Source organism: bacterium SCSIO 12844 (genome assembly GCA_024397935.1).
GTDB lineage: Bacteria > Pseudomonadota > Gammaproteobacteria > Francisellales > Francisellaceae > M0027.
Map to the genome: position 1 here is coordinate 841379 of CP073743.1, position 26413 is coordinate 867791.

1 protein-coding gene is annotated in these 26413 nt (G+C 42.5%); it reads right to left on the reverse strand.

What is annotated here, in order from left to right; translation table 11 throughout:
- Window positions 1-56: 56 nt before the first annotated feature.
- Window positions 57-26204, reverse strand: a complete 26148-nt coding sequence (locus KFE69_04085; GenBank protein ID UTW43324.1) for a VCBS domain-containing protein — start codon at window positions 26202-26204, stop codon at window positions 57-59.
- Between the last annotated feature and the right edge of the window lie 209 nt (window positions 26205-26413).

A 26413-nucleotide genomic window follows, 5' to 3' on the forward strand; every position in this document is an offset into this window, starting at 1 on the left:
TGAAACTTAATTTATTGATTTTTAATAATATTAGTTATCCATTTTTATATAGTTAATTATGATGTCCATACAATTTTTTCAATTTCATCAAAGTCTAACTCTTCTCCTGAATTAAGAACAATGCTACCAGATGCAGAAGAATCAAAGACAACCGTATTAGTTTCAGAGTCTACGGTAAAGTTAGCATTATTTGTAACAGTTAAGGTCCAATCACCTGAATTAGGAGCTGAATCGATACCTTGAAGTTCTATAGTATCAGTCCAGTTACCAGTACCTCCATGGAAGCTATCATCATCATCGCCAGCTTGATAAATATAAGTATCTTCACCACCTAATCCATAGACAGTATCATCACCAGCACCACCAATGATAATATTGTCATTATCATCACCCGTGATCGTATCATCTTTAGATGAACCAGTAACATTTTCTATATTAGTAATGGTATCACCTTTAGCATCTCCTTTGGAGCCACTACCATCACTTAGATCTACCGTAATCCCTTTAGATGCATCTGCATAACTTAAAGTATCAGTGCCACTACCGCCATCAATTGTATCTTTACCAGAACCTCCAATAATATAGTCATCACCAGAACCACCTAAAATGATGTCATCTTTATCTCCACCGTCAAGATAATCATCACCAGCACCACCATCAAGCGTATCTTTATCTTTACCGCCAATTAAGATATCATCGCCATCACCGCCATAAAGTTCATCCTTTTCTCTCCCACCTTCAAGGTAGTCATCACCAGCACCACCATAAAATGTATAGTCACCACGATCACCAATTAATACATCATTTCCACCATTACCATAGAGGGTAAAGTCATCATTACCATCCATTCTGACATAATCACCTTCATTAGATAAAGAGAAGCTAGAGTTCGAATAGTTATCTGTAATAATTAAATAATATCCTAAATCAGTAAGGCTTATATCAACATTAGCCGTATCTTGATATCCTTGATCATTTTCAATGGTATAATTGATTGTTGTATTAGCATTTTCAGGGAATGCATAATAAATCATGTTATAATAATTTGAAGTTTGATCATCAAAATCTGGAATATAAACGATTTGATTGTTTATTATTTCTATTGTTCCTTCTAAGTCTCCTGTTACAGTTGCTGATGTAATTGTCAGAGTTGATCCATTTGGATCATAATCATTAGCTAAGACATCAATAACAGCACTATAGCCAGTTGAGGTATAAGTATCATTAATAGCTACAGGATCATAATTAACACCAGTAACTGTAACCGTTACAGTTGAAGTTGATTGAGCGCCATGGTTATCTTCTATGATGTAACTAATTGTCACATCTTGTGTTTCACCATACGCTAAATGATTAAAATCGTCACCTGGATCAAATACAAGTTCACCATTAGTAATAGATACGCTGGCATTATTACCACTATCGTCATCATCGTCATCATCATCACCATCGCTTCCACCTAAATCATCAATGGTCGCTGAAATAATAGTTAGTGTATCATTTGTATCTGGATCTGTATCATTGGCAAGGACATCAATTGTAATACTTGAATCAGCCGTTGTTGTTGTGGTATCTATAACTGCAGTTGGTGTGTCATTCGTACCAGTAACAGTTACAGTTACAGAAGCTGTACTTTGTGCGCCATTATTATCTTCAATTGTATAATTGATCGTAATATTTCGAGATTCATTAACAGCTAAATCATCAAAATCAAATCCAGGATTAAAGACTAATTCATTATCAATAATTGTAACAGAGCCATTATTAGAACCAATAATAGAGGCAGACTCAATAGATAAATTATCACCTGTATCTATATCTGTATCATTAGCAAGAACTTCAATGGGTAAGCTAGTATTCTCAGATGTTGTAGCTGTATCAGCAACTGCTACAGGAGCATCATTGGTACCGATAACTGTAATGGTAACGGTTGATGAATCAGAGCCACCATTACCATCTTCAATGGTATAGTTAATGGTAATATCGCGTGATTCACCGACGGCTAAATCATCAAAATCACTACCTGGATTAAAGACTAATTCATTATTATCAATTAAAACGGAACCATTATCATCACCAACAATCGTAGCTGAGGCAATGCTTAAACTATCTGATGTATCCAAATCGGTATCATTGGCTAACACATCAATAGTCAGACTAGCATTTTCTAAAGTTGTCGCAGTATCAGCAACAGCTACAGGAGTATCATTAGTTCCTGTAATTGTAATTGTTACGGTTTCAGTATCAGTTGCACCGTGCTCATCTGTTATTGTATAAGTAAATGTATCAGTAGCTGTTTCACCAACTGCTAAATAATCAAAATTATCACCTGGGTCATATTCTATAGATGAAATTTGTGAATCTGGTATTGCTGTTGGTGAAGAAATTAATTCAGCAGTTAATAAACCACTTCCTGCAATGGCAAAGAAGTTGGCAATTTCTGTTGTATGGCTAGTTTCACTATCTTGTGTTGTATCTTCTTCGACATTAAATTGTGTTGAAGTGGAAGTTGTACCAACTCCACGTAACGATGCATCATTGGGGCCATCAAATGTAGCAAGCTGTCCAATCATATTAATATCGCCAACACCTAAATCAACAGCAAAGTTTTGTGTATAATTTGAATGAGTTACTGAATCAGAAGTATTGCCTACAACAAAATTATGGCCGGCCCATGAGCCAGATGACTCTTCAATAGCAAAGTAGGCTATAGATTCATCTAAAGAAAGGTCAGAGCTATTGCTTTCAGAGCGTTCAATACCAATATCCATTTCATCAGAGTTTGGAGTTTTTTGTCTTGTTTTTATAAAGTCAACGTTATTATTTGAGGTTTGAATTTGGCTAAAAACAATAGGGGATTCGTCAAAATCATTTGAAAATGAAACGCTTTCAAAATCAGATGAACTGCCAATTACATTTGATGTATCATAGGTACCAATTTCAATTTTGGAACCATCTGGTAATTCCCATATACCTTCTTCTAGTACTATATAACTAACAGTTTCTGTTGTATGAACACCATCCATATTATCAGCTTCTATTAAACTTAGATCAAATGAGGATTGTGTTACATTATCAACGCGCGCAATAACAGGATCTGATCCATTCTCTGTATTAACAAATGCAAAGACAACTGGATTAGTAAAGCTTGATGAAAATTCTATTGTTGTTGATGATGATAAATCAACTTGGCCAACTTCTCCCATATTATATAGCATACTTAAATCACCAGTAGTGCTACTAGAGTCAATATCTGTTAAATTAAAGGCATCACCTTCAACATCAAAATCATTATCAGTAAGATCAGATACTTCTATCGTTAAATTTTCATTTTCAGAAGTAGTCAGTGAATCAGCAACAGCAGTAGGATCATCATTAGTACCTGTAATGGTAATGGTAATATCTTGGGTTGTACCATCATCTGAAGTTACAGTAATTGTATCAGTAAGGGTCTCGCCGTCACCTAAAGCTTGAATGGCAGATTGAGAGTTATCAGCAGAATAAGACCAGTCACCATCCGCTTCGATGGTTAAGTCACCATAGGTACCAGAGATGGTTTCAGCATTAAAGACAGCTTCACCTGTATCGGTATCAGAAATGGTTAAGCTACCAGAAGTGGTTAAAGTAGCCGCTGCATCTTCAGTCACGCCACCAGTTGTGTCGCCACCAATGGTAGGATCATCATTAGTACCTGTAATGGTAATGGTAATATCTTGGGTTGTACCATCATCTGAAGTTACAGTAATTGTATCAGTAAGGGTGTCACCGTCACCTAAAGCCTGAATCGCAGATTGAGAGTTATCAGCAGAATAAGACCAGTCACCATCCGCTTCGATGGTTAAGTCACCATAGGTACCAGAGATGGTTTCAGCATTAAAGACAGCTTCACCTGTATCGGTATCAGAAATCGTTAATGTACCAGAAGTGGTTAAAGTAGCTGCTGCATCTTCAGTCACGCCACCAGTTGTGTCGCCACCAATGGTAGGATCATCATTAGTACCTGTAATGGTAATGGTAATATCTTGAGTTGTACCATCATCTGAAGTAACCGTAATTGTATCGGTAAGGGTATCGCCGTCACCTAAAGCTTGAATGGCAGATTGAGAGTTATCAGCCGAATAAGACCAGTCACCATCCGCTTCGATAGTTAAGTCACCATAGGTACCAGAGATGGTTTCAGCATTAAAGACAGCTTCACCTGTATCGGTATCAGAAATCGTTAATGTACCAGAAGTGGTTAAAGTAGCCGCTGCATCTTCAGTCACGCCACCAGTTGTGTCGCCACCAATGGTAGGATCATCATTAGTACCTGTAATCGTAATGGTAATATTTTGGGTTGTACCATCATCTGAAGTAACCGTAATTGTATCGGTAAGGGTATCGCCTTGACCTAAAGCCTGAATCGCAGATTGAGAGTTATCAGCCGAATAAGACCAGTCACCATCCGCTTCGATGGTTAAGTCACCATAAGTCCCAGAGATGGTTTCAGCATTAAAGAGGGCTTCACCTGTATCGGTATCAGAAATCGTTAATGTACCAGAAGTGGTTAAAGTAGCTGCTGCATCTTCAGTTACAGAGCCTGACGTATCACCACCAATGGTAGGATCATCATTAGTACCTGTAATGGTAATGGTAATATCTTGGGTTGTACCATCATCTGAAGTTACAGTAATCGTATCAGTAAGGGTGTCACCGTCACCTAAAGCCTGAATCGCAGATTGAGAGTTATCAGCAGAATAGCTCCAGTCACCATCCGCTTCGATGGTTAAGTCACCATAAGTACCAGAGATGGTTTCAGCATTAAAGACAGCTTCACCTGTATCGGTATCAGAAATGGTTAAGCTACCAGAAGTGGTTAAAGTAGCTGCTGCATCTTCGGTTACGCTACCGGTTGTATCACCACCAATGGTGGGATCATCATTAGTACCTGTAATGGTAATGGTAATATCTTGGGTTGTACCATCATCTGAAGTTACAGTAATCGTATCAGTAAGGGTATCACCGTCACCTAAAGCCTGAATCGCAGATTGAGAGTTATCAGCAGAATAGCTCCAGTCACCATCCGCTTCGATGGTTAAGTCACCATAAGTGCCAGAGATGGTTTCAGCATTAAAGAGGGCTTCACCTGTATCGGTATCAGAAATCGTTAATGTACCAGAAGTGGTTAAAGTAGCTGCTGCATCTTCGGTTACGCCACCAGTTGTGTCGCCACCAATGGTAGGATCATCATTAGTACCTGTAATGGTAATGGTAATATCTTGGGTTGTACCATCATCTGAAATTACAGTAATTGTATCAGTAAGGGTATCGCCGTCACCTAAAGCTTGAATCGCAGATTGAGAGTTATCGGCAGAATAAGACCAGTCACCATCCGCTTCGATGGTTAAGTCACCATAAGTGCCAGAGATGGTTTCAGCATTAAAGAGGGCTTCACCTGTATCGGTATCAGAAATCGTTAATGTACCAGAAGTGGTTAAAGTAGCCGCTGCATCTTCAGTCACAGAGCCTGACGTATCGCCACCAATGGTAGGATCATCATTAGTACCTGTAATCGTAATGGTAATATCTTGAGTTGTGCCATCATCTGAAGTTACAGTAATTGTATCAGTAAGGGTATCGCCGTCACCTAAAGCCTGAATGGCAGATTGAGAGTTATCAGCCGAATAAGACCAATCACCATCCGCTTCGATGGTTAAGTCACCATAGGTACCAGAGATGGTTTCAGCATTAAAGACAGCTTCACCTGTATCGGTATCAGAAATCGTTAATGTACCAGAAGTGGTTAAAGTAGCCGCTGCATCTTCAGTCACGCCACCAGTTGTGTCGCCACCAATGGTAGGGTCATCATTAGTACCTGTAATGGTAATGGTAATATCTTGGGTTGTACCATCATCTGAAGTTACCGTAATTGTATCAGTAAGGGTGTCGCCAGCGCCTAAGGCTTGTATTGCAGATTGGCTATTATCGGCAGAATAGCTCCAGTCACCATCCGCTTCGATGGTTAAGTCACCATAAGTGCCAGAGATGGTTTCAGCATTAAAGACAGCTTCACCTGTATCGGTATCAGAAATCGTTAATGTACCAGAAGTGGTTAAAGTAGCTGCTGCATCTTCGGTTACGCTACCGGTTGTATCACCACCAATGGTAGGGTCATCATTAGTACCTGTAATGGTAATGGTAATATCTTGGGTTGTACCATCATCTGAAGTTACAGTAATTGTATCAGTAAGGGTATCGCCGTCACCTAAAGCTTGAATGGCAGATTGAGAGTTATCAGCTGAATAAGACCAGTCACCATCCGCTTCGATGGTTAAGTCACCATAAGTCCCAGAGATGGTTTCAGCATTAAAGAGGGCTTCACCTGTATCGGTATCAGAAATCGTTAATGTACCAGAAGTGGTTAAAGTAGCTGCTGCATCTTCGGTTACGCTACCGGTTGTATCACCACCAATGGTGGGATCATCATTAGTACCTGTAATGGTAATGGTAATATCTTGGGTTGTACCATCATCTGAAGTTACAGTAATTGTATCAGTAAGGGTCTCGCCGTCACCTAAAGCTTGAATGGCAGATTGAGAGTTATCGGCAGAATAGCTCCAGTCACCATCCGCTTCGATAGTTAAGTCACCATAGGTGCCAGAGATGGTTTCAGCATTAAAGACGGCTTCACCTGTATCGGTATCAGAAATCGTTAATGTACCAGAAGTGGTTAAAGTAGCTGCTGCATCTTCGGTTACGCCACCAGTTGTGTCGCCACCAATGGTAGGATCATCATTAGTACCTGTAATGGTAATGGTAATATCTTGGGTTGTACCATCATCTGAAGTAACCGTAATTGTATCGGTAAGGGTGTCACCGTCACCTAAAGCCTGAATGGCAGATTGAGAGTTATCAGCCGAATAAGACCAGTCACCATCCGCTTCGATGGTTAAGTCACCATAAGTGCCAGAGATGGTTTCAGCATTAAAGACGGCTTCACCTGTATCGGTATCAGAAATCGTTAATGTACCAGAAGTGGTTAAAGTAGCCGCTGCATCTTCGGTTACGCCACCAGTTGTGTCGCCACCAATGGTAGGATCATCATTAGTACCTGTAATGGTAATGGTAATATCTTGGGTTGTACCATCATCTGAAGTTACAGTAATTGTATCAGTAAGGGTATCACCGTCACCTAAAGCCTGAATGGCAGATTGAGAGTTATCAGCTGAATAAGACCAGTCACCATCCGCTTCGATGGTTAAGTCACCATAAGTCCCAGAGATGGTTTCAGCATTAAAGAGGGCTTCACCTGTATCGGTATCAGAAATCGTTAATGTACCAGAAGTGGTTAAAGTAGCTGCTGCATCTTCGGTTACGCTACCGGTTGTATCACCACCAATGGTGGGATCATCATTAGTACCTGTAATGGTAATGGTAATATCTTGGGTTGTACCATCATCTGAAGTTACAGTAATTGTATCAGTAAGGGTCTCGCCGTCACCTAAAGCTTGAATGGCAGATTGAGAGTTATCGGCAGAATAGCTCCAGTCACCATCCGCTTCGATGGTTAAGTCACCATAGGTACCAGAGATGGTTTCAGCATTAAAGACAGCTTCACCTGTATCGGTATCAGAAATGGTTAAGCTACCAGAAGTGGTTAAAGTAGCCGCTGCATCTTCAGTCACGCCACCAGTTGTGTCGCCACCAATGGTAGGATCATCATTAGTACCTGTAATGGTAATGGTAATATCTTGGGTTGTACCATCATCTGAAGTTACAGTAATTGTATCAGTAAGGGTGTCACCGTCACCTAAAGCCTGAATCGCAGATTGAGAGTTATCAGCAGAATAAGACCAGTCACCATCCGCTTCGATGGTTAAGTCACCATAGGTACCAGAGATGGTTTCAGCATTAAAGACAGCTTCACCTGTATCGGTATCAGAAATCGTTAATGTACCAGAAGTGGTTAAAGTAGCTGCTGCATCTTCAGTCACGCCACCAGTTGTGTCGCCACCAATGGTAGGATCATCATTAGTACCTGTAATGGTAATGGTAATATCTTGAGTTGTACCATCATCTGAAGTAACCGTAATTGTATCGGTAAGGGTATCGCCGTCACCTAAAGCTTGAATGGCAGATTGAGAGTTATCAGCAGAATAAGACCAGTCACCATCCGCTTCGATAGTTAAGTCACCATAGGTACCAGAGATGGTTTCAGCATTAAAGACGGCTTCACCTGTATCGGTATCAGAAATCGTTAATGTACCAGAAGTGGTTAAAGTAGCCGCTGCATCTTCAGTCACAGAGCCTGAGGTATCGCCACCAATGGTAGGGTCATCATTAGTACCTGTAATGGTAATGGTAATATCTTGGGTTGTACCATCATCTGAAGTTACAGTAATTGTATCAGTAAGGGTGTCACCGTCACCTAAAGCCTGAATGGCAGATTGAGAGTTATCAGCAGAATAGCTCCAGTCACCATCCGCTTCGATGGTTAAGTCACCATAAGTACCAGAGATGGTTTCAGCATTAAAGACAGCTTCACCTGTATCGGTATCAGAAATCGTTAATGTACCAGAAGTGGTTAAAGTAGCTGCTGCATCTTCGGTTACGCCACCAGTTGTGTCGCCACCAATGGTAGGATCATCATTAGTACCTGTAATGGTAATGGTAATATCTTGGGTTGTACCATCATCTGAAGTTACAGTAATTGTATCAGTAAGGGTCTCGCCGTCACCTAAAGCCTGAATCGCAGATTGAGAGTTATCAGCCGAATAAGACCAGTCACCATCCGCTTCGATGGTTAAGTCACCATAAGTACCAGAGATGGTTTCAGCATTAAAGACGGCTTCACCTGTATCGGTATCAGAAATCGTTAATGTACCAGAAGTGGTTAAAGTAGCCGCTGCATCTTCAGTTACAGAGCCTGACGTATCACCACCAATGGTAGGGTCATCATTAGTACCTGTAATGGTAATGGTAATATCTTGGGTTGTACCATCATCTGAAGTAACCGTAATTGTATCAGTAAGGGTATCACCGTCACCTAAAGCCTGAATGGCAGATTGAGAGTTATCAGCAGAATAAGACCAGTCACCATCCGCTTCGATAGTTAAGTCACCATAGGTACCAGAGATGGTTTCAGCATTAAAGACAGCTTCACCTGTATCGGTATCAGAAATCGTTAATGTACCAGAAGTGGTTAAAGTAGCTGCTGCATCTTCAGTTACAGAGCCTGACGTATCACCACCAATGGTAGGATCATCATTAGTACCTGTAATCGTAATGGTAATATCTTGAGTTGTGCCATCATCTGAAGTTACAGTAATTGTATCAGTAAGGGTATCGCCGTCACCTAAAGCCTGAATGGCAGATTGAGAGTTATCAGCAGAATAAGACCAATCACCATCCGCTTCGATGGTTAAGTCACCATAAGTACCAGAGATGGTTTCAGCATTAAAGACAGCTTCACCTGTATCGGTATCAGAAATCGTTAATGTACCAGAAGTGGTTAAAGTAGCTGCTGCATCTTCGGTTACGCCACCAGTTGTGTCGCCACCAATGGTAGGATCATCATTAGTACCTGTAATGGTAATGGTAATATCTTGGGTTGTACCATCATCTGAAGTTACAGTAATTGTATCAGTAAGGGTATCGCCTTGACCTAAAGCTTGAATGGCAGATTGAGAGTTATCAGCAGAATAGCTCCAGTCACCATCCGCTTCAATGGTTAAGTCACCATAAGTACCAGAGATGGTTTCAGCATTAAAGACAGCTTCACCTGTATCGGTATCAGAAATCGTTAATGTACCAGAAGTGGTTAAAGTAGCCGCTGCATCTTCAGTCACGCCACCAGTTGTGTCGCCACCAATGGTAGGCTCATCATTAGTACCTGTAATGGTAATGGTAATATCTTGGGTTGTACCATCATCTGAAGTAACCGTAATTGTATCAGTAAGGGTATCGCCAGCGCCTAAAGCCTGAATCGCAGATTGACTATTATCAGCAGAATAGCTCCAATCACCATCAGCTTCGATAGTTAAGTCACCATAAGTACCAGAGATGGTTTCAGCATTAAAGACAGCTTCACCTGTATCGGTATCAGAAATCGTTAATGTACCAGAAGTGGTTAAAGTAGCTGCTGCATCTTCAGTCACAGAGCCTGACGTATCGCCACCAATGGTAGGGTCATCATTAGTACCTGTAATGGTAATGGTAATATCTTGGGTTGTACCATCATCTGAAGTTACAGTAATTGTATCAGTAAGGGTATCACCGTCACCTAAAGCCTGAATCGCAGATTGAGAGTTATCAGCAGAATAGCTCCAGTCACCATCCGCTTCGATGGTTAAGTCACCATAAGTACCAGAGATGGTTTCAGCATTAAAGACAGCTTCACCTGTATCGGTATCAGAAATCGTTAATGTACCAGAAGTGGTTAAAGTAGCTGCTGCATCTTCGGTTACGCTACCGGTTGTATCACCACCAATGGTAGGATCATCATTAGTACCTGTAATGGTAATGGTAATATCTTGGGTTGTACCATCATCTGAAGTTACAGTAATCGTATCAGTAAGGGTATCACCGTCACCTAAAGCCTGAATGGCAGATTGAGAGTTATCAGCCGAATAAGACCAGTCACCATCCGCTTCAATGGTTAAGTCACCATAAGTACCAGAGATGGTTTCAGCATTAAAGACAGCTTCACCTGTATCGGTATCAGAAATCGTTAATGTACCAGAAGTGGTTAAAGTAGCCGCTGCATCTTCAGTCACGCCACCAGTTGTGTCGCCACCAATGGTAGGGTCATCATTAGTACCTGTAATGGTAATGGTAATATCTTGGGTTGTACCATCATCTGAAGTTACCGTAATTGTATCAGTAAGGGTGTCGCCAGCGCCTAAGGCTTGTATTGCAGATTGGCTATTATCGGCAGAATAGCTCCAGTCACCATCCGCTTCGATGGTTAAGTCACCATAAGTGCCAGAGATGGTTTCAGCATTAAAGACAGCTTCACCTGTATCGGTATCAGAAATCGTTAATGTACCAGAAGTGGTTAAAGTAGCTGCTGCATCTTCGGTTACGCTACCGGTTGTATCACCACCAATGGTAGGGTCATCATTAGTACCTGTAATGGTAATGGTAATATCTTGGGTTGTACCATCATCTGAAGTTACAGTAATTGTATCAGTAAGGGTATCGCCGTCACCTAAAGCTTGAATGGCAGATTGAGAGTTATCAGCAGAATAAGACCAATCACCATCCGCTTCGATGGTTAAGTCACCATAAGTACCAGAGATGGTTTCAGCATTAAAGACAGCTTCACCTGTATCGGTATCAGAAATCGTTAATGTACCAGAAGTGGTTAAAGTAGCTGCTGCATCTTCGGTTACGCCACCAGTTGTGTCGCCACCAATGGTAGGATCATCATTAGTACCTGTAATGGTAATGGTAATATCTTGGGTTGTACCATCATCTGAAGTTACAGTAATCGTATCAGTAAGGGTCTCGCCGTCACCTAAAGCCTGAATCGCAGATTGAGAGTTATCAGCCGAATAAGACCAGTCACCATCCGCTTCGATGGTTAAGTCACCATAAGTCCCAGAGATGGTTTCAGCATTAAAGACGGCTTCACCTGTATCGGTATCAGAAATCGTTAATGTACCAGAAGTGGTTAAAGTAGCCGCTGCATCTTCAGTTACAGAGCCTGACGTATCACCACCAATGGTAGGGTCATCATTAGTACCTGTAATGGTAATGGTAATATCTTGGGTTGTACCATCATCTGAAGTAACCGTAATTGTATCGGTAAGGGTGTCACCGTCACCTAAAGCCTGAATCGCAGATTGAGAGTTATCAGCAGAATAGCTCCAGTCACCATCCGCTTCGATAGTTAAGTCACCATAAGTACCAGAGATGGTTTCAGCATTAAAGACAGCTTCACCTGTATCGGTATCAGAAATGGTTAAGCTACCAGAAGTGGTTAAAGTAGCCGCTGCATCTTCAGTCACGCCACCAGTTGTGTCGCCACCAATGGTAGGATCATCATTAGTACCTGTAATGGTAATGGTAATATCTTGGGTTGTACCATCATCTGAAGTAACCGTAATTGTATCAGTAAGGGTATCACCGTCACCTAAAGCTTGAATCGCAGATTGAGAGTTATCAGCTGAATAAGACCAGTCACCATCCGCTTCGATGGTTAAGTCACCATAAGTCCCAGAGATGGTTTCAGCATTAAAGAGGGCTTCACCTGTATCGGTATCAGAAATCGTTAATGTACCAGAAGTGGTTAAAGTAGCTGCTGCATCTTCGGTTACGCTACCGGTTGTATCACCACCAATGGTGGGATCATCATTAGTACCTGTAATGGTAATGGTAATATCTTGGGTTGTACCATCATCTGAAGTTACAGTAATTGTATCAGTAAGGGTCTCGCCGTCACCTAAAGCTTGAATGGCAGATTGAGAGTTATCGGCAGAATAGCTCCAGTCACCATCCGCTTCGATGGTTAAGTCACCATAAGTCCCAGAGATGGTTTCAGCATTAAAGACGGCTTCACCTGTATCGGTATCAGAAATCGTTAATGTACCAGAAGTGGTTAAAGTAGCCGCTGCATCTTCGGTTACGCCACCAGTTGTGTCGCCACCAATGGTAGGGTCATCATTAGTACCTGTAATGGTAATGGTAATATCTTGGGTTGTACCATCATCTGAAGTTACAGTAATTGTATCAGTAAGGGTATCACCGTCACCTAAAGCTTGAATGGCAGATTGAGAGTTATCAGCCGAATAAGACCAGTCACCATCCGCTTCGATGGTTAAGTCACCATAAGTGCCAGAGATGGTTTCAGCATTAAAGACAGCTTCACCTGTATCGGTATCAGAAATCGTTAATGTACCAGAAGTGGTTAAAGTAGCTGCTGCATCTTCAGTCACGCCACCAGTTGTGTCGCCACCAATGGTAGGATCATCATTAGTACCTGTAATGGTAATGGTAATATCTTGAGTTGTACCATCATCTGAAGTAACCGTAATTGTATCGGTAAGGGTATCGCCGTCACCTAAAGCTTGAATGGCAGATTGAGAGTTATCAGCAGAATAAGACCAGTCACCATCCGCTTCGATAGTTAAGTCACCATAGGTACCAGAGATGGTTTCAGCATTAAAGACAGCTTCACCTGTATCGGTATCAGAAATCGTTAATGTACCAGAAGTGGTTAAAGTAGCCGCTGCATCTTCAGTCACGCCACCAGTTGTGTCGCCACCAATGGTAGGATCATCATTAGTACCTGTAATCGTAATGGTAATATTTTGGGTTGTACCATCATCTGAAGTAACCGTAATTGTATCGGTAAGGGTATCGCCTTGACCTAAAGCCTGAATCGCAGATTGAGAGTTATCAGCCGAATAAGACCAGTCACCATCCGCTTCGATGGTTAAGTCACCATAAGTCCCAGAGATGGTTTCAGCATTAAAGAGGGCTTCACCTGTATCGGTATCAGAAATCGTTAATGTACCAGAAGTGGTTAAAGTAGCTGCTGCATCTTCAGTTACAGAGCCTGACGTATCACCACCAATGGTAGGATCATCATTAGTACCTGTAATGGTAATGGTAATATCTTGGGTTGTACCATCATCTGAAGTTACCGTAATCGTATCAGTAAGGGTGTCACCGTCACCTAAAGCCTGAATCGCAGATTGAGAGTTATCAGCAGAATAGCTCCAGTCACCATCCGCTTCGATGGTTAAGTCACCATAAGTACCAGAGATGGTTTCAGCATTAAAGACAGCTTCACCTGTATCGGTATCAGAAATGGTTAAGCTACCAGAAGTGGTTAAAGTAGCTGCTGCATCTTCGGTTACGCTACCGGTTGTATCACCACCAATGGTGGGATCATCATTAGTACCTGTAATGGTAATGGTAATATCTTGGGTTGTACCATCATCTGAAGTTACAGTAATTGTATCAGTAAGGGTCTCGCCGTCACCTAAAGCTTGAATGGCAGATTGAGAGTTATCGGCAGAATAGCTCCAGTCACCATCCGCTTCGATAGTTAAGTCACCATAGGTGCCAGAGATGGTTTCAGCATTAAAGACGGCTTCACCTGTATCGGTATCAGAAATCGTTAATGTACCAGAAGTGGTTAAAGTAGCTGCTGCATCTTCGGTTACGCCACCAGTTGTGTCGCCACCAATGGTAGGATCATCATTAGTACCTGTAATGGTAATGGTAATATCTTGGGTTGTACCATCATCTGAAGTTACAGTAATTGTATCAGTAAGGGTATCGCCGTCACCTAAAGCCTGAATGGCAGATTGAGAGTTATCAGCCGAATAAGACCAGTCACCATCCGCTTCGATGGTTAAGTCACCATAAGTGCCAGAGATGGTTTCAGCATTAAAGACGGCTTCACCTGTATCGGTATCAGAAATCGTTAATGTACCAGAAGTGGTTAAAGTAGCCGCTGCATCTTCAGTCACAGAGCCTGAGGTATCGCCACCAATGGTAGGGTCATCATTAGTACCTGTAATGGTAATGGTAATATCTTGGGTTGTACCATCATCTGAAGTTACAGTAATTGTATCAGTAAGGGTGTCACCGTCACCTAAAGCCTGAATGGCAGATTGAGAGTTATCAGCAGAATAGCTCCAGTCACCATCCGCTTCGATGGTTAAGTCACCATAAGTACCAGAGATGGTTTCAGCATTAAAGACAGCTTCACCTGTATCGGTATCAGAAATCGTTAATGTACCAGAAGTGGTTAAAGTAGCTGCTGCATCTTCGGTTACGCCACCAGTTGTGTCGCCACCAATGGTAGGATCATCATTAGTACCTGTAATGGTAATGGTAATATCTTGGGTTGTACCATCATCTGAAGTTACAGTAATTGTATCAGTAAGGGTATCACCGTCACCTAAAGCCTGAATCGCAGATTGAGAGTTATCAGCCGAATAAGACCAGTCACCATCCGCTTCGATGGTTAAGTCACCATAAGTCCCAGAGATGGTTTCAGCATTAAAGACGGCTTCACCTGTATCGGTATCAGAAATCGTTAATGTACCAGAAGTGGTTAAAGTAGCCGCTGCATCTTCAGTTACAGAGCCTGACGTATCACCACCAATGGTAGGGTCATCATTAGTACCTGTAATGGTAATGGTAATATTTTGGGTTGTACCATCATCTGAAGTTACAGTAATTGTATCAGTAAGGGTGTCACCGTCACCTAAAGCCTGAATCGCAGATTGAGAGTTATCAGCAGAATAGCTCCAGTCACCATCCGCTTCGATAGTTAAGTCACCATAAGTACCAGAGATGGTTTCAGCATTAAAGACAGCTTCACCTGTATCGGTATCAGAAATGGTTAATGTACCAGAAGTGGTTAAAGTAGCTGCTGCATCTTCGGTTACGCTACCGGTTGTATCACCACCAATGGTAGGATCATCATTAGTACCTGTAATGGTAATGGTAATATCTTGGGTTGTACCATCATCTGAAGTTACAGTAATCGTATCAGTAAGGGTGTCACCGTCACCTAAAGCCTGAATCGCAGATTGAGAGTTATCAGCAGAATAGCTCCAGTCACCATCCGCTTCGATAGTTAAGTCACCATAAGTACCAGAGATGGTTTCAGCATTAAAGACAGCTTCACCTGTATCGGTATCAGAAATCGTTAATGTACCAGAAGTGGTTAAAGTAGCTGCTGCATCTTCAGTTACAGAGCCTGACGTATCACCACCAATGGTAGGATCATCATTAGTACCTGTAATGGTAATGGTAATATCTTGGGTTGTACCATCATCTGAAGTTACCGTAATTGTATCAGTAAGGGTGTCGCCAGCGCCTAAGGCTTGTATTGCAGATTGGCTATTATCGGCAGAATAGCTCCAGTCACCATCCGCTTCGATGGTTAAGTCACCATAAGTCCCAGAGATGGTTTCAGCATTAAAGACGGCTTCACCTGTATCGGTATCAGAAATGGTTAATGTACCAGAAGTGGTTAAAGTAGCTGCTGCATCTTCGGTTACGCCACCAGTTGTGTCGCCACCAATGGTAGGCTCATCATTAGTACCTGTAATGGTAATGGTAATATCTTGGGTTGTACCATCATCTGAAGTTACAGTAATTGTATCAGTAAGGGTATCACCGTCACCTAAAGCTTGAATGGCAGATTGAGAGTTATCAGCCGAATAAGACCAGTCACCATCCGCTTCGATGGTTAAGTCACCATAAGTGCCAGAGATGGTTTCAGCATTAAAGACAGCTTCACCTGTATCGGTATCAGAAATCGTTAATGTACCAGAAGTGGTTAAAGTAGCCGCTGCATCTTCAGTCACAGAGCCTGACGTATCGCCACCAATGGTAGGATCATCATTAGTACCTGTAATCGTAATGGTAATATCTTGAGTTGTACCATCATCTGAAGTAACCGTAATTGTATCAGTAAGGGTATCGCCAGCGCCTAAAGCCTGAATCGCAGATTGAGAGTTATCAGCAGAATAAGACCAGTCACCATCCGCTTCGATAGTTAAGTCACCATAGGTACCAGAGATGGTTTCAGCATTAAAGACGGCTTCACCTGTATCGGTATCAGAAATGGTTAATGTACCAGAAGTGGTTAAAGTAGCTGCTGCATCTTCGGTTACGCCACCAGTTGTGTCGCCACCAATGGTAGGCTCATCATTAGTACCTGTAATGGTAATGGTAATATCTTGGGTTGTACCATCATCTGAAGTTACCGTAATTGTATCAGTAAGGGTCTCGCCGTCACCTAAAGCTTGAATGGCAGATTGAGAGTTATCGGCAGAATAGCTCCAGTCACCATCCGCTTCGATAGTTAAGTCACCATAAGTACCAGAGATGGTTTCAGCATTAAAGAGGGCTTCACCTGTATCGGTATCAGAAATGGTTAAGCTACCAGAAGTGGTTAAAGTAGCCGCTGCATCTTCGGTTACGCTACCGGTTGTATCACCACCAATGGTGGGATCATCATTAGTACCTGTAATGGCAATGGTAATATCTTGGGTTGTACCATCATCTGAAGTTACAGTAATTGTATCAGTAAGGGTATCACCGTCACCTAAAGCTTGAATGGCAGATTGAGAGTTATCAGCCGAATAAGACCAGTCACCATCCGCTTCGATAGTTAAGTCACCATAAGTCCCAGAGATGGTTTCAGCATTAAAGACAGCTTCACCTGTATCGGTATCAGAAATCGTTAATGTACCAGAAGTGGTTAAAGTAGCCGCTGCATCTTCAGTTACAGAGCCTGACGTATCACCACCAATGGTAGGGTCATCATTAGTACCTGTAATGGTAATGGTAATATCTTGAGTTGTACCATCATCTGAAGTAACCGTAATTGTATCGGTAAGGGTATCGCCAGCGCCTAAAGCCTGAATCGCAGATTGACTATTATCAGCAGAATAGCTCCAGTCACCATCCGCTTCAATGGTTAAGTCACCATAAGTACCAGAGATGGTTTCAGCATTAAAGACAGCTTCACCTGTATCGGTATCAGAAATCGTTAATGTACCAGAAGTGGTTAAAGTAGCTGCTGCATCTTCAGTTACAGAGCCTGACGTATCACCACCAATGGTAGGATCATCATTAGTACCTGTAATGGTAATGGTAATATCTTGGGTTGTACCATCATCTGAAGTAACCGTAATTGTATCAGTAAGGGTATCACCGTCACCTAAAGCCTGAATGGCAGATTGACTATTATCGGCAGAATAGCTCCAGTCACCATCCGCTTCGATAGTTAAGTCACCATAAGTGCCAGAGATGGTTTCAGCATTAAAGAGGGCTTCACCTGTATCGGTATCAGAAATCGTTAATGTACCAGAAGTGGTTAAAGTAGCCGCTGCATCTTCAGTCACGCCACCAGTTGTGTCGCCACCAATGGTAGGCTCATCATTAGTACCTGTAATGGTAATGGTAATATCTTGGGTTGTACCATCATCTGAAGTTACAGTAATCGTATCAGTAAGGGTGTCACCGTCACCTAAAGCCTGAATGGCAGATTGAGAGTTATCAGCAGAATAGCTCCAGTCACCATCCGCTTCAATGGTTAAGTCACCATAAGTACCAGAGATGGTTTCAGCATTAAAGACAGCTTCACCTGTATCGGTATCAGAAATCGTTAATGTACCAGAAGTGGTTAAAGTAGCTGCTGCATCTTCGGTTACGCCACCAGTTGTGTCGCCACCAATGGTAGGATCATCATTAGTACCTGTAATGGTAATGGTAATATCTTGGGTTGTACCATCATCTGAAGTTACCGTAATTGTATCAGTAAGAGTGTCGCCAGCGCCTAAGGCTTGTATTGCAGATTGGCTATTATCGGCAGAATAGCTCCAGTCACCATCCGCTTCGATGGTTAAGTCACCATAAGTGCCAGAGATGGTTTCAGCATTAAAGACAGCTTCACCTGTATCGGTATCAGAAATCGTTAATGTACCAGAAGTGGTTAAAGTAGCTGCTGCATCTTCGGTTACGCTACCGGTTGTATCACCACCAATGGTAGGATCATCATTAGTACCTGTAATGGTAATGGTAATATCTTGGGTTGTACCATCATCTGAAGTAACCGTAATTGTATCGGTAAGGGTATCGCCGTCACCTAAAGCTTGAATCGCAGATTGACTATTATCAGCAGAATAAGACCAGTCACCATCCGCTTCGATAGTTAAGTCACCATAGGTACCAGAGATGGTTTCAGCATTAAAGACGGCTTCACCTGTATCGGTGTCAGAAATCGTTAATGTACCAGAAGTGGTTAAAGTAGCCGCTGCATCTTCAGTCACAGAGCCTGAGGTATCGCCACCAATGGTAGGCTCATCATTAGTACCTGTAATGGTAATGGTAATATCTTGGGTTGTACCATCATCTGAAGTTACAGTAATCGTATCAGTAAGGGTGTCACCGTCACCTAAAGCCTGAATCGCAGATTGAGAGTTATCAGCAGAATAGCTCCAGTCACCATCCGCTTCGATGGTTAAGTCACCATAAGTACCAGAGATGGTTTCAGCATTAAAGACAGCTTCACCTGTATCGGTATCAGAAATCGTTAATGTACCAGAAGTGGTTAAAGTAGCCGCTGCATCTTCAGTCACGCCACCAGTTGTGTCGCCACCAATGGTAGGCTCATCATTAGTACCTGTAATGGTAATGGTAATATCTTGGGTTGTACCATCATCTGAAGTTACAGTAATCGTATCAGTAAGGGTGTCACCGTCACCTAAAGCCTGAATGGCAGATTGAGAGTTATCAGCAGAATAGCTCCAGTCACCATCCGCTTCAATGGTTAAGTCACCATAAGTACCAGAGATGGTTTCAGCATTAAAGACAGCTTCACCTGTATCGGTATCAGAAATCGTTAATGTACCAGAAGTGGTTAAAGTAGCTGCTGCATCTTCGGTTACGCCACCAGTTGTGTCGCCACCAATGGTAGGATCATCATTAGTACCTGTAATGGTAATGGTAATATCTTGGGTTGTACCATCATCTGAAGTTACCGTAATTGTATCAGTAAGAGTGTCGCCAGCGCCTAAGGCTTGTATTGCAGATTGGCTATTATCGGCAGAATAGCTCCAGTCACCATCCGCTTCGATGGTTAAGTCACCATAAGTGCCAGAGATGGTTTCAGCATTAAAGACAGCTTCACCTGTATCGGTATCAGAAATCGTTAATGTACCAGAAGTGGTTAAAGTAGCTGCTGCATCTTCGGTTACGCTACCGGTTGTATCACCACCAATGGTAGGATCATCATTAGTACCTGTAATGGTAATGGTAATATCTTGGGTTGTACCATCATCTGAAGTAACCGTAATTGTATCGGTAAGGGTATCGCCGTCACCTAAAGCTTGAATCGCAGATTGACTATTATCAGCAGAATAAGACCAGTCACCATCCGCTTCGATAGTTAAGTCACCATAGGTACCAGAGATGGTTTCAGCATTAAAGACGGCTTCACCTGTATCGGTGTCAGAAATCGTTAATGTACCAGAAGTGGTTAAAGTAGCCGCTGCATCTTCAGTCACAGAGCCTGAGGTATCGCCACCAATGGTAGGCTCATCATTAGTACCTGTAATGGTAATGGTAATATCTTGGGTTGTACCATCATCTGAAGTTACAGTAATCGTATCAGTAAGGGTGTCACCGTCACCTAAAGCCTGAATCGCAGATTGAGAGTTATCAGCAGAATAGCTCCAGTCACCATCCGCTTCGATGGTTAAGTCACCATAAGTACCAGAGATGGTTTCAGCATTAAAGACAGCTTCACCTGTATCGGTATCAGAAATGGTTAAGCTACCAGAAGTGGTTAAAGTAGCTGCTGCATCTTCGGTTACGCTACCGGTTGTATCACCACCAATGGTGGGATCATCATTAGTACCTGTAATGGTAATGGTAATATCTTGGGTTGTACCATCATCTGAAGTTACAGTAATTGTATCAGTAAGGGTCTCGCCGTCACCTAAAGCTTGAATGGCAGATTGAGAGTTATCGGCAGAATAGCTCCAGTCACCATCCGCTTCGATAGTTAAGTCACCATAAGTACCAGAGATGGTTTCAGCATTAAAGACGGCTTCACCTGTATCGGTATCAGAAATCGTTAATGTACCAGAAGTGGTTAAAGTAGCTGCTGCATCTTCAGTCACAGAGCCTGACGTATCGCCACCAATGGTAGGGTCATCATTAGTACCTGTAATGGTAATGGTAATATCTTGGGTTGTACCATCATCTGAAGTTACCGTAATCGTATCAGTAAGGGTATCACCGTCACCTAAAGCCTGAATCGCAGATTGACTATTATCAGCAGAATAGCTCCAGTCACCATCCGCTTCAATGGTTAAGTCACCATAGGTGCCAGAGATGGTTTCAGCATTAAAGACGGCTTCACCTGTATCGGTATCAGAAATCGTTAATGTACCAGAAGTGGTTAAAGTAGCTGCTGCATCTTCGGTTACGCCACCAGTTGTGTCGCCACCAATGGTAGGATCATCATTAGTACCTGTAATGGTAATGGTAATATCTTGGGTTGTACCATCATCTGAAGTTACAGTAATTGTATCAGTAAGGGTATCGCCGTCACCTAAAGCCTGAATGGCAGATTGAGAGTTATCAGCAGAATAGCTCCAGTCACCATCCGCTTCGATGGTTAAGTCACCATAAGTGCCAGAGATGGTTTCAGCATTAAAGACGGCTTCACCTGTATCGGTATCAGAAATCGTTAATGTACCAGAAGTGGTTAAAGTAGCCGCTGCATCTTCAGTCACAGAGCCTGAGGTATCGCCACCAATGGTAGGGTCATCATTAGTACCTGTAATGGTAATGGTAATATCTTGGGTTGTACCATCATCTGAAGTTACAGTAATTGTATCAGTAAGGGTATCGCCGTCACCTAAAGCCTGAATGGCAGATTGAGAGTTATCAGCAGAATAGCTCCAGTCACCATCCGCTTCGATGGTTAAGTCACCATAAGTGCCAGAGATGGTTTCAGCATTAAAGACGGCTTCACCTGTATCGGTATCAGAAATCGTTAATGTACCAGAAGTGGTTAAAGTAGCCGCTGCATCTTCGGTTACGCCACCAGTTGTGTCGCCACCAATGGTAGGATCATCATTAGTACCTGTAATGGTAATGGTAATATCTTGGGTTGTACCATCATCTGAAGTTACAGTAATTGTATCAGTAAGGGTATCGCCTTGACCTAAAGCTTGAATGGCAGATTGAGAGTTATCAGCAGAATAGCTCCAGTCACCATCCGCTTCAATGGTTAAGTCACCATAAGTACCAGAGATGGTTTCAGCATTAAAGACAGCTTCACCTGTATCGGTATCAGAAATCGTTAATGTACCAGAAGTGGTTAAAGTAGCCGCTGCATCTTCAGTCACAGAGCCTGAGGTATCGCCACCAATGGTAGGCTCATCATTAGTACCTGTAATGGTAATGGTAATATCTTGGGTTGTACCATCATCTGAAGTTACAGTAATTGTATCAGTAAGGGTCTCGCCGTCACCTAAAGCCTGAATCGCAGATTGAGAGTTATCAGCCGAATAAGACCAGTCACCATCCGCTTCGATGGTTAAGTCACCATAAGTGCCAGAGATGGTTTCAGCATTAAAGACGGCTTCACCTGTATCGGTATCAGAAATCGTTAATGTACCAGAAGTGGTTAAAGTAGCCGCTGCATCTTCAGTTACAGAGCCTGACGTATCACCACCAATGGTAGGGTCATCATTAGTACCTGTAATGGTAATGGTAATATCTTGGGTTGTACCATCATCTGAAGTTACAGTAATTGTATCAGTAAGGGTGTCACCGTCACCTAAAGCCTGAATCGCAGATTGAGAGTTATCAGCAGAATAGCTCCAGTCACCATCCGCTTCGATAGTTAAGTCACCATAAGTACCAGAGATGGTTTCAGCATTAAAGACAGCTTCACCTGTATCGGTATCAGAAATCGTTAATGTACCAGAAGTGGTTAAAGTAGCCGCTGCATCTTCAGTTACAGAGCCTGACGTATCACCACCAATGGTAGGGTCATCATTAGTACCTGTAATGGTAATGGTAATATCTTGGGTTGTACCATCATCTGAAGTTACAGTAATTGTATCAGTAAGGGTGTCACCGTCACCTAAAGCCTGAATCGCAGATTGAGAGTTATCAGCAGAATAGCTCCAGTCACCATCCGCTTCGATAGTTAAGTCACCATAAGTACCAGAGATGGTTTCAGCATTAAAGACAGCTTCACCTGTATCGGTATCAGAAATGGTTAATGTACCAGAAGTGGTTAAAGTAGCTGCTGCATCTTCGGTTACGCTACCGGTTGTATCACCACCAATGGTAGGATCATCATTAGTACCTGTAATGGTAATGGTAATATCTTGGGTTGTACCATCATCTGAAGTTACAGTAATCGTATCAGTAAGGGTGTCACCGTCACCTAAAGCTTGAATCGCAGATTGAGAGTTATCGGCAGAATAAGACCAGTCACCATCCGCTTCGATGGTTAAGTCACCATAAGTACCAGAGATGGTTTCAGCATTAAAGACAGCTTCACCTGTATCGGTATCAGAAATCGTTAATGTACCAGAAGTGGTTAAAGTAGCCGCTGCATCTTCAGTCACGCCACCAGTTGTATCACCACCAATGGTAGGATCATCATTAGTACCTGTAATGGTAATGGTAATATCTTGGGTTGTACCATCATCTGAAGTTACAGTAATTGTATCAGTAAGGGTATCACCGTCACCTAAAGCCTGAATGGCAGATTGAGAGTTATCAGCCGAATAAGACCAGTCACCATCCGCTTCGATGGTTAAGTCACCATAAGTCCCAGAGATGGTTTCAGCATTAAAGACGGCTTCACCTGTATCGGTATCAGAAATCGTTAATGTACCAGAAGTGGTTAAAGTAGCCGCTGCATCTTCGGTTACGCCACCAGTTGTGTCGCCACCAATGGTAGGGTCATCATTAGTACCTGTAATGGTAATGGTAATATCTTGGGTTGTACCATCATCTGAAGTAACCGTAATTGTATCAGTAAGGGTATCACCGTCACCTAAAGCCTGAATGGCAGATTGAGAGTTATCAGCCGAATAAGACCAGTCACCATCCGCTTCGATAGTTAAGTCACCATAGGTACCAGAGATGGTTTCAGCATTAAAGACAGCTTCACCTGTATCGGTATCAGAAATCGTTAATGTACCAGAAGTGGTTAAAGTAGCTGCTGCATCTTCAGTTACAGAGCCTGACGTATCACCACCAATGGTAGGATCATCATTAGTACCTGTAATCGTAATGGTAATATCTTGAGTTGTGCCATCATCTGAAGTTACAGTAATTGTATCAGTAAGGGTCTCGCCGTCACCTAAAGCCTGAATGGCAGATTGAGAGTTATCGGCAGAATAGCTCCAGTCACCATCCGCTTCGATGGTTAAGTCACCATAAGTACCAGAGATGGTTTCAGCATTAAAGACAGCTTCACCTGTATCGGTATCAGAAATCGTTAATGTACCAGAAGTGGTTAAAGTAGCCGCTGCATCTTCAGTCACGCCACCAGTTGTGTCGCCACCAATGGTAGGCTCATCATTAGTACCTGTAATGGTAATGGTAATATCTTGGGTTGTACCATCATCTGAAGTAACCGTAATTGTATCAGTAAGGGTGTCGCCAGCGCCTAAAGCCTGAATCGCAGATTGACTATTATCAGCAGAATAGCTCCAATCACCATCAGCTTCGATAGTTAAGTCACCATAAGTACCAGAGATGGTTTCAGCATTAAAGACAGCTTCACCTGTATCGGTATCAGAAATCGTTAATGTACCAGAAGTGGTTAAAGTAGCTGCTGCATCTTCAGTCACAGAGCCTGACGTATCGCCACCAATGGTAGGGTCATCATTAGTACCTGTAATGGTAATGGTAATATCTTGGGTTGTACCATCATCTGAAGTTACAGTAATTGTATCAGTAAGGGTATCACCGTCACCTAAAGCCTGAATCGCAGATTGAGAGTTATCAGCAGAATAGCTCCAGTCACCATCCGCTTCGATGGTTAAGTCACCATAAGTACCAGAGATGGTTTCAGCATTAAAGACAGCTTCACCTGTATCGGTATCAGAAATCGTTAATGTACCAGAAGTGGTTAAAGTAGCTGCTGCATCTTCGGTTACGCTACCGGTTGTATCACCACCAATGGTAGGATCATCATTAGTACCTGTAATGGTAATGGTAATATCTTGGGTTGTACCATCATCTGAAGTTACAGTAATCGTATCAGTAAGGGTATCACCGTCACCTAAAGCCTGAATGGCAGATTGAGAGTTATCAGCCGAATAAGACCAGTCACCATCCGCTTCGATGGTTAAGTCACCATAAGTCCCAGAGATGGTTTCAGCATTAAAGACGGCTTCACCTGTATCGGTATCAGAAATCGTTAATGTACCAGAAGTGGTTAAAGTAGCCGCTGCATCTTCGGTTACGCCACCAGTTGTGTCGCCACCAATGGTAGGGTCATCATTAGTACCTGTAATGGTAATGGTAATATCTTGGGTTGTACCATCATCTGAAGTTACAGTAATTGTATCAGTAAGGGTATCACCGTCACCTAAAGCTTGAATGGCAGATTGAGAGTTATCAGCCGAATAAGACCAGTCACCATCCGCTTCGATGGTTAAGTCACCATAAGTGCCAGAGATGGTTTCAGCATTAAAGACGGCTTCACCTGTATCGGTATCAGAAATCGTTAATGTACCAGAAGTGGTTAAAGTAGCTGCTGCATCTTCGGTTACGCTACCGGTTGTATCACCACCAATGGTAGGATCATCATTAGTACCTGTAATGGTAATGGTAATATCTTGGGTTGTACCATCATCTGAAGTTACAGTAATCGTATCAGTAAGGGTATCACCGTCACCTAAAGCCTGAATCGCAGATTGAGAGTTATCAGCAGAATAGCTCCAGTCACCATCCGCTTCAATGGTTAAGTCACCATAAGTACCAGAGATGGTTTCAGCATTAAAGACAGCTTCACCTGTATCGGTATCAGAAATCGTTAAGCTACCAGAAGTGGTTAAAGTAGCCGCTGCATCTTCAGTCACGCCACCAGTTGTGTCGCCACCAATGGTAGGGTCATCATTAGTACCTGTAATGGTAATGGTAATATCTTGGGTTGTACCATCATCTGAAGTTACCGTAATTGTATCAGTAAGAGTGTCGCCAGCGCCTAAGGCTTGTATTGCAGATTGGCTATTATCGGCAGAATAGCTCCAGTCACCATCCGCTTCGATGGTTAAGTCACCATAAGTGCCAGAGATGGTTTCAGCATTAAAGAGGGCTTCACCTGTATCGGTATCAGAAATCGTTAATGTACCAGAAGTGGTTAAAGTAGCTGCTGCATCTTCGGTTACGCTACCGGTTGTATCACCACCAATGGTAGGATCATCATTAGTACCTGTAATGGTAATGGTAATATCTTGGGTTGTACCATCATCTGAAGTAACCGTAATTGTATCGGTAAGGGTATCGCCGTCACCTAAAGCTTGAATCGCAGATTGACTATTATCAGCAGAATAAGACCAGTCACCATCCGCTTCGATGGTTAAGTCACCATAGGTACCAGAGATGGTTTCAGCATTAAAGACGGCTTCACCTGTATCGGTGTCAGAAATCGTTAATGTACCAGAAGTGGTTAAAGTAGCCGCTGCATCTTCAGTCACAGAGCCTGAGGTATCGCCACCAATGGTAGGCTCATCATTAGTACCTGTAATGGTAATGGTAATATCTTGGGTTGTACCATCATCTGAAGTTACAGTAATCGTATCAGTAAGGGTGTCACCGTCACCTAAAGCCTGAATCGCAGATTGAGAGTTATCAGCAGAATAGCTCCAGTCACCATCCGCTTCGATGGTTAAGTCACCATAAGTAC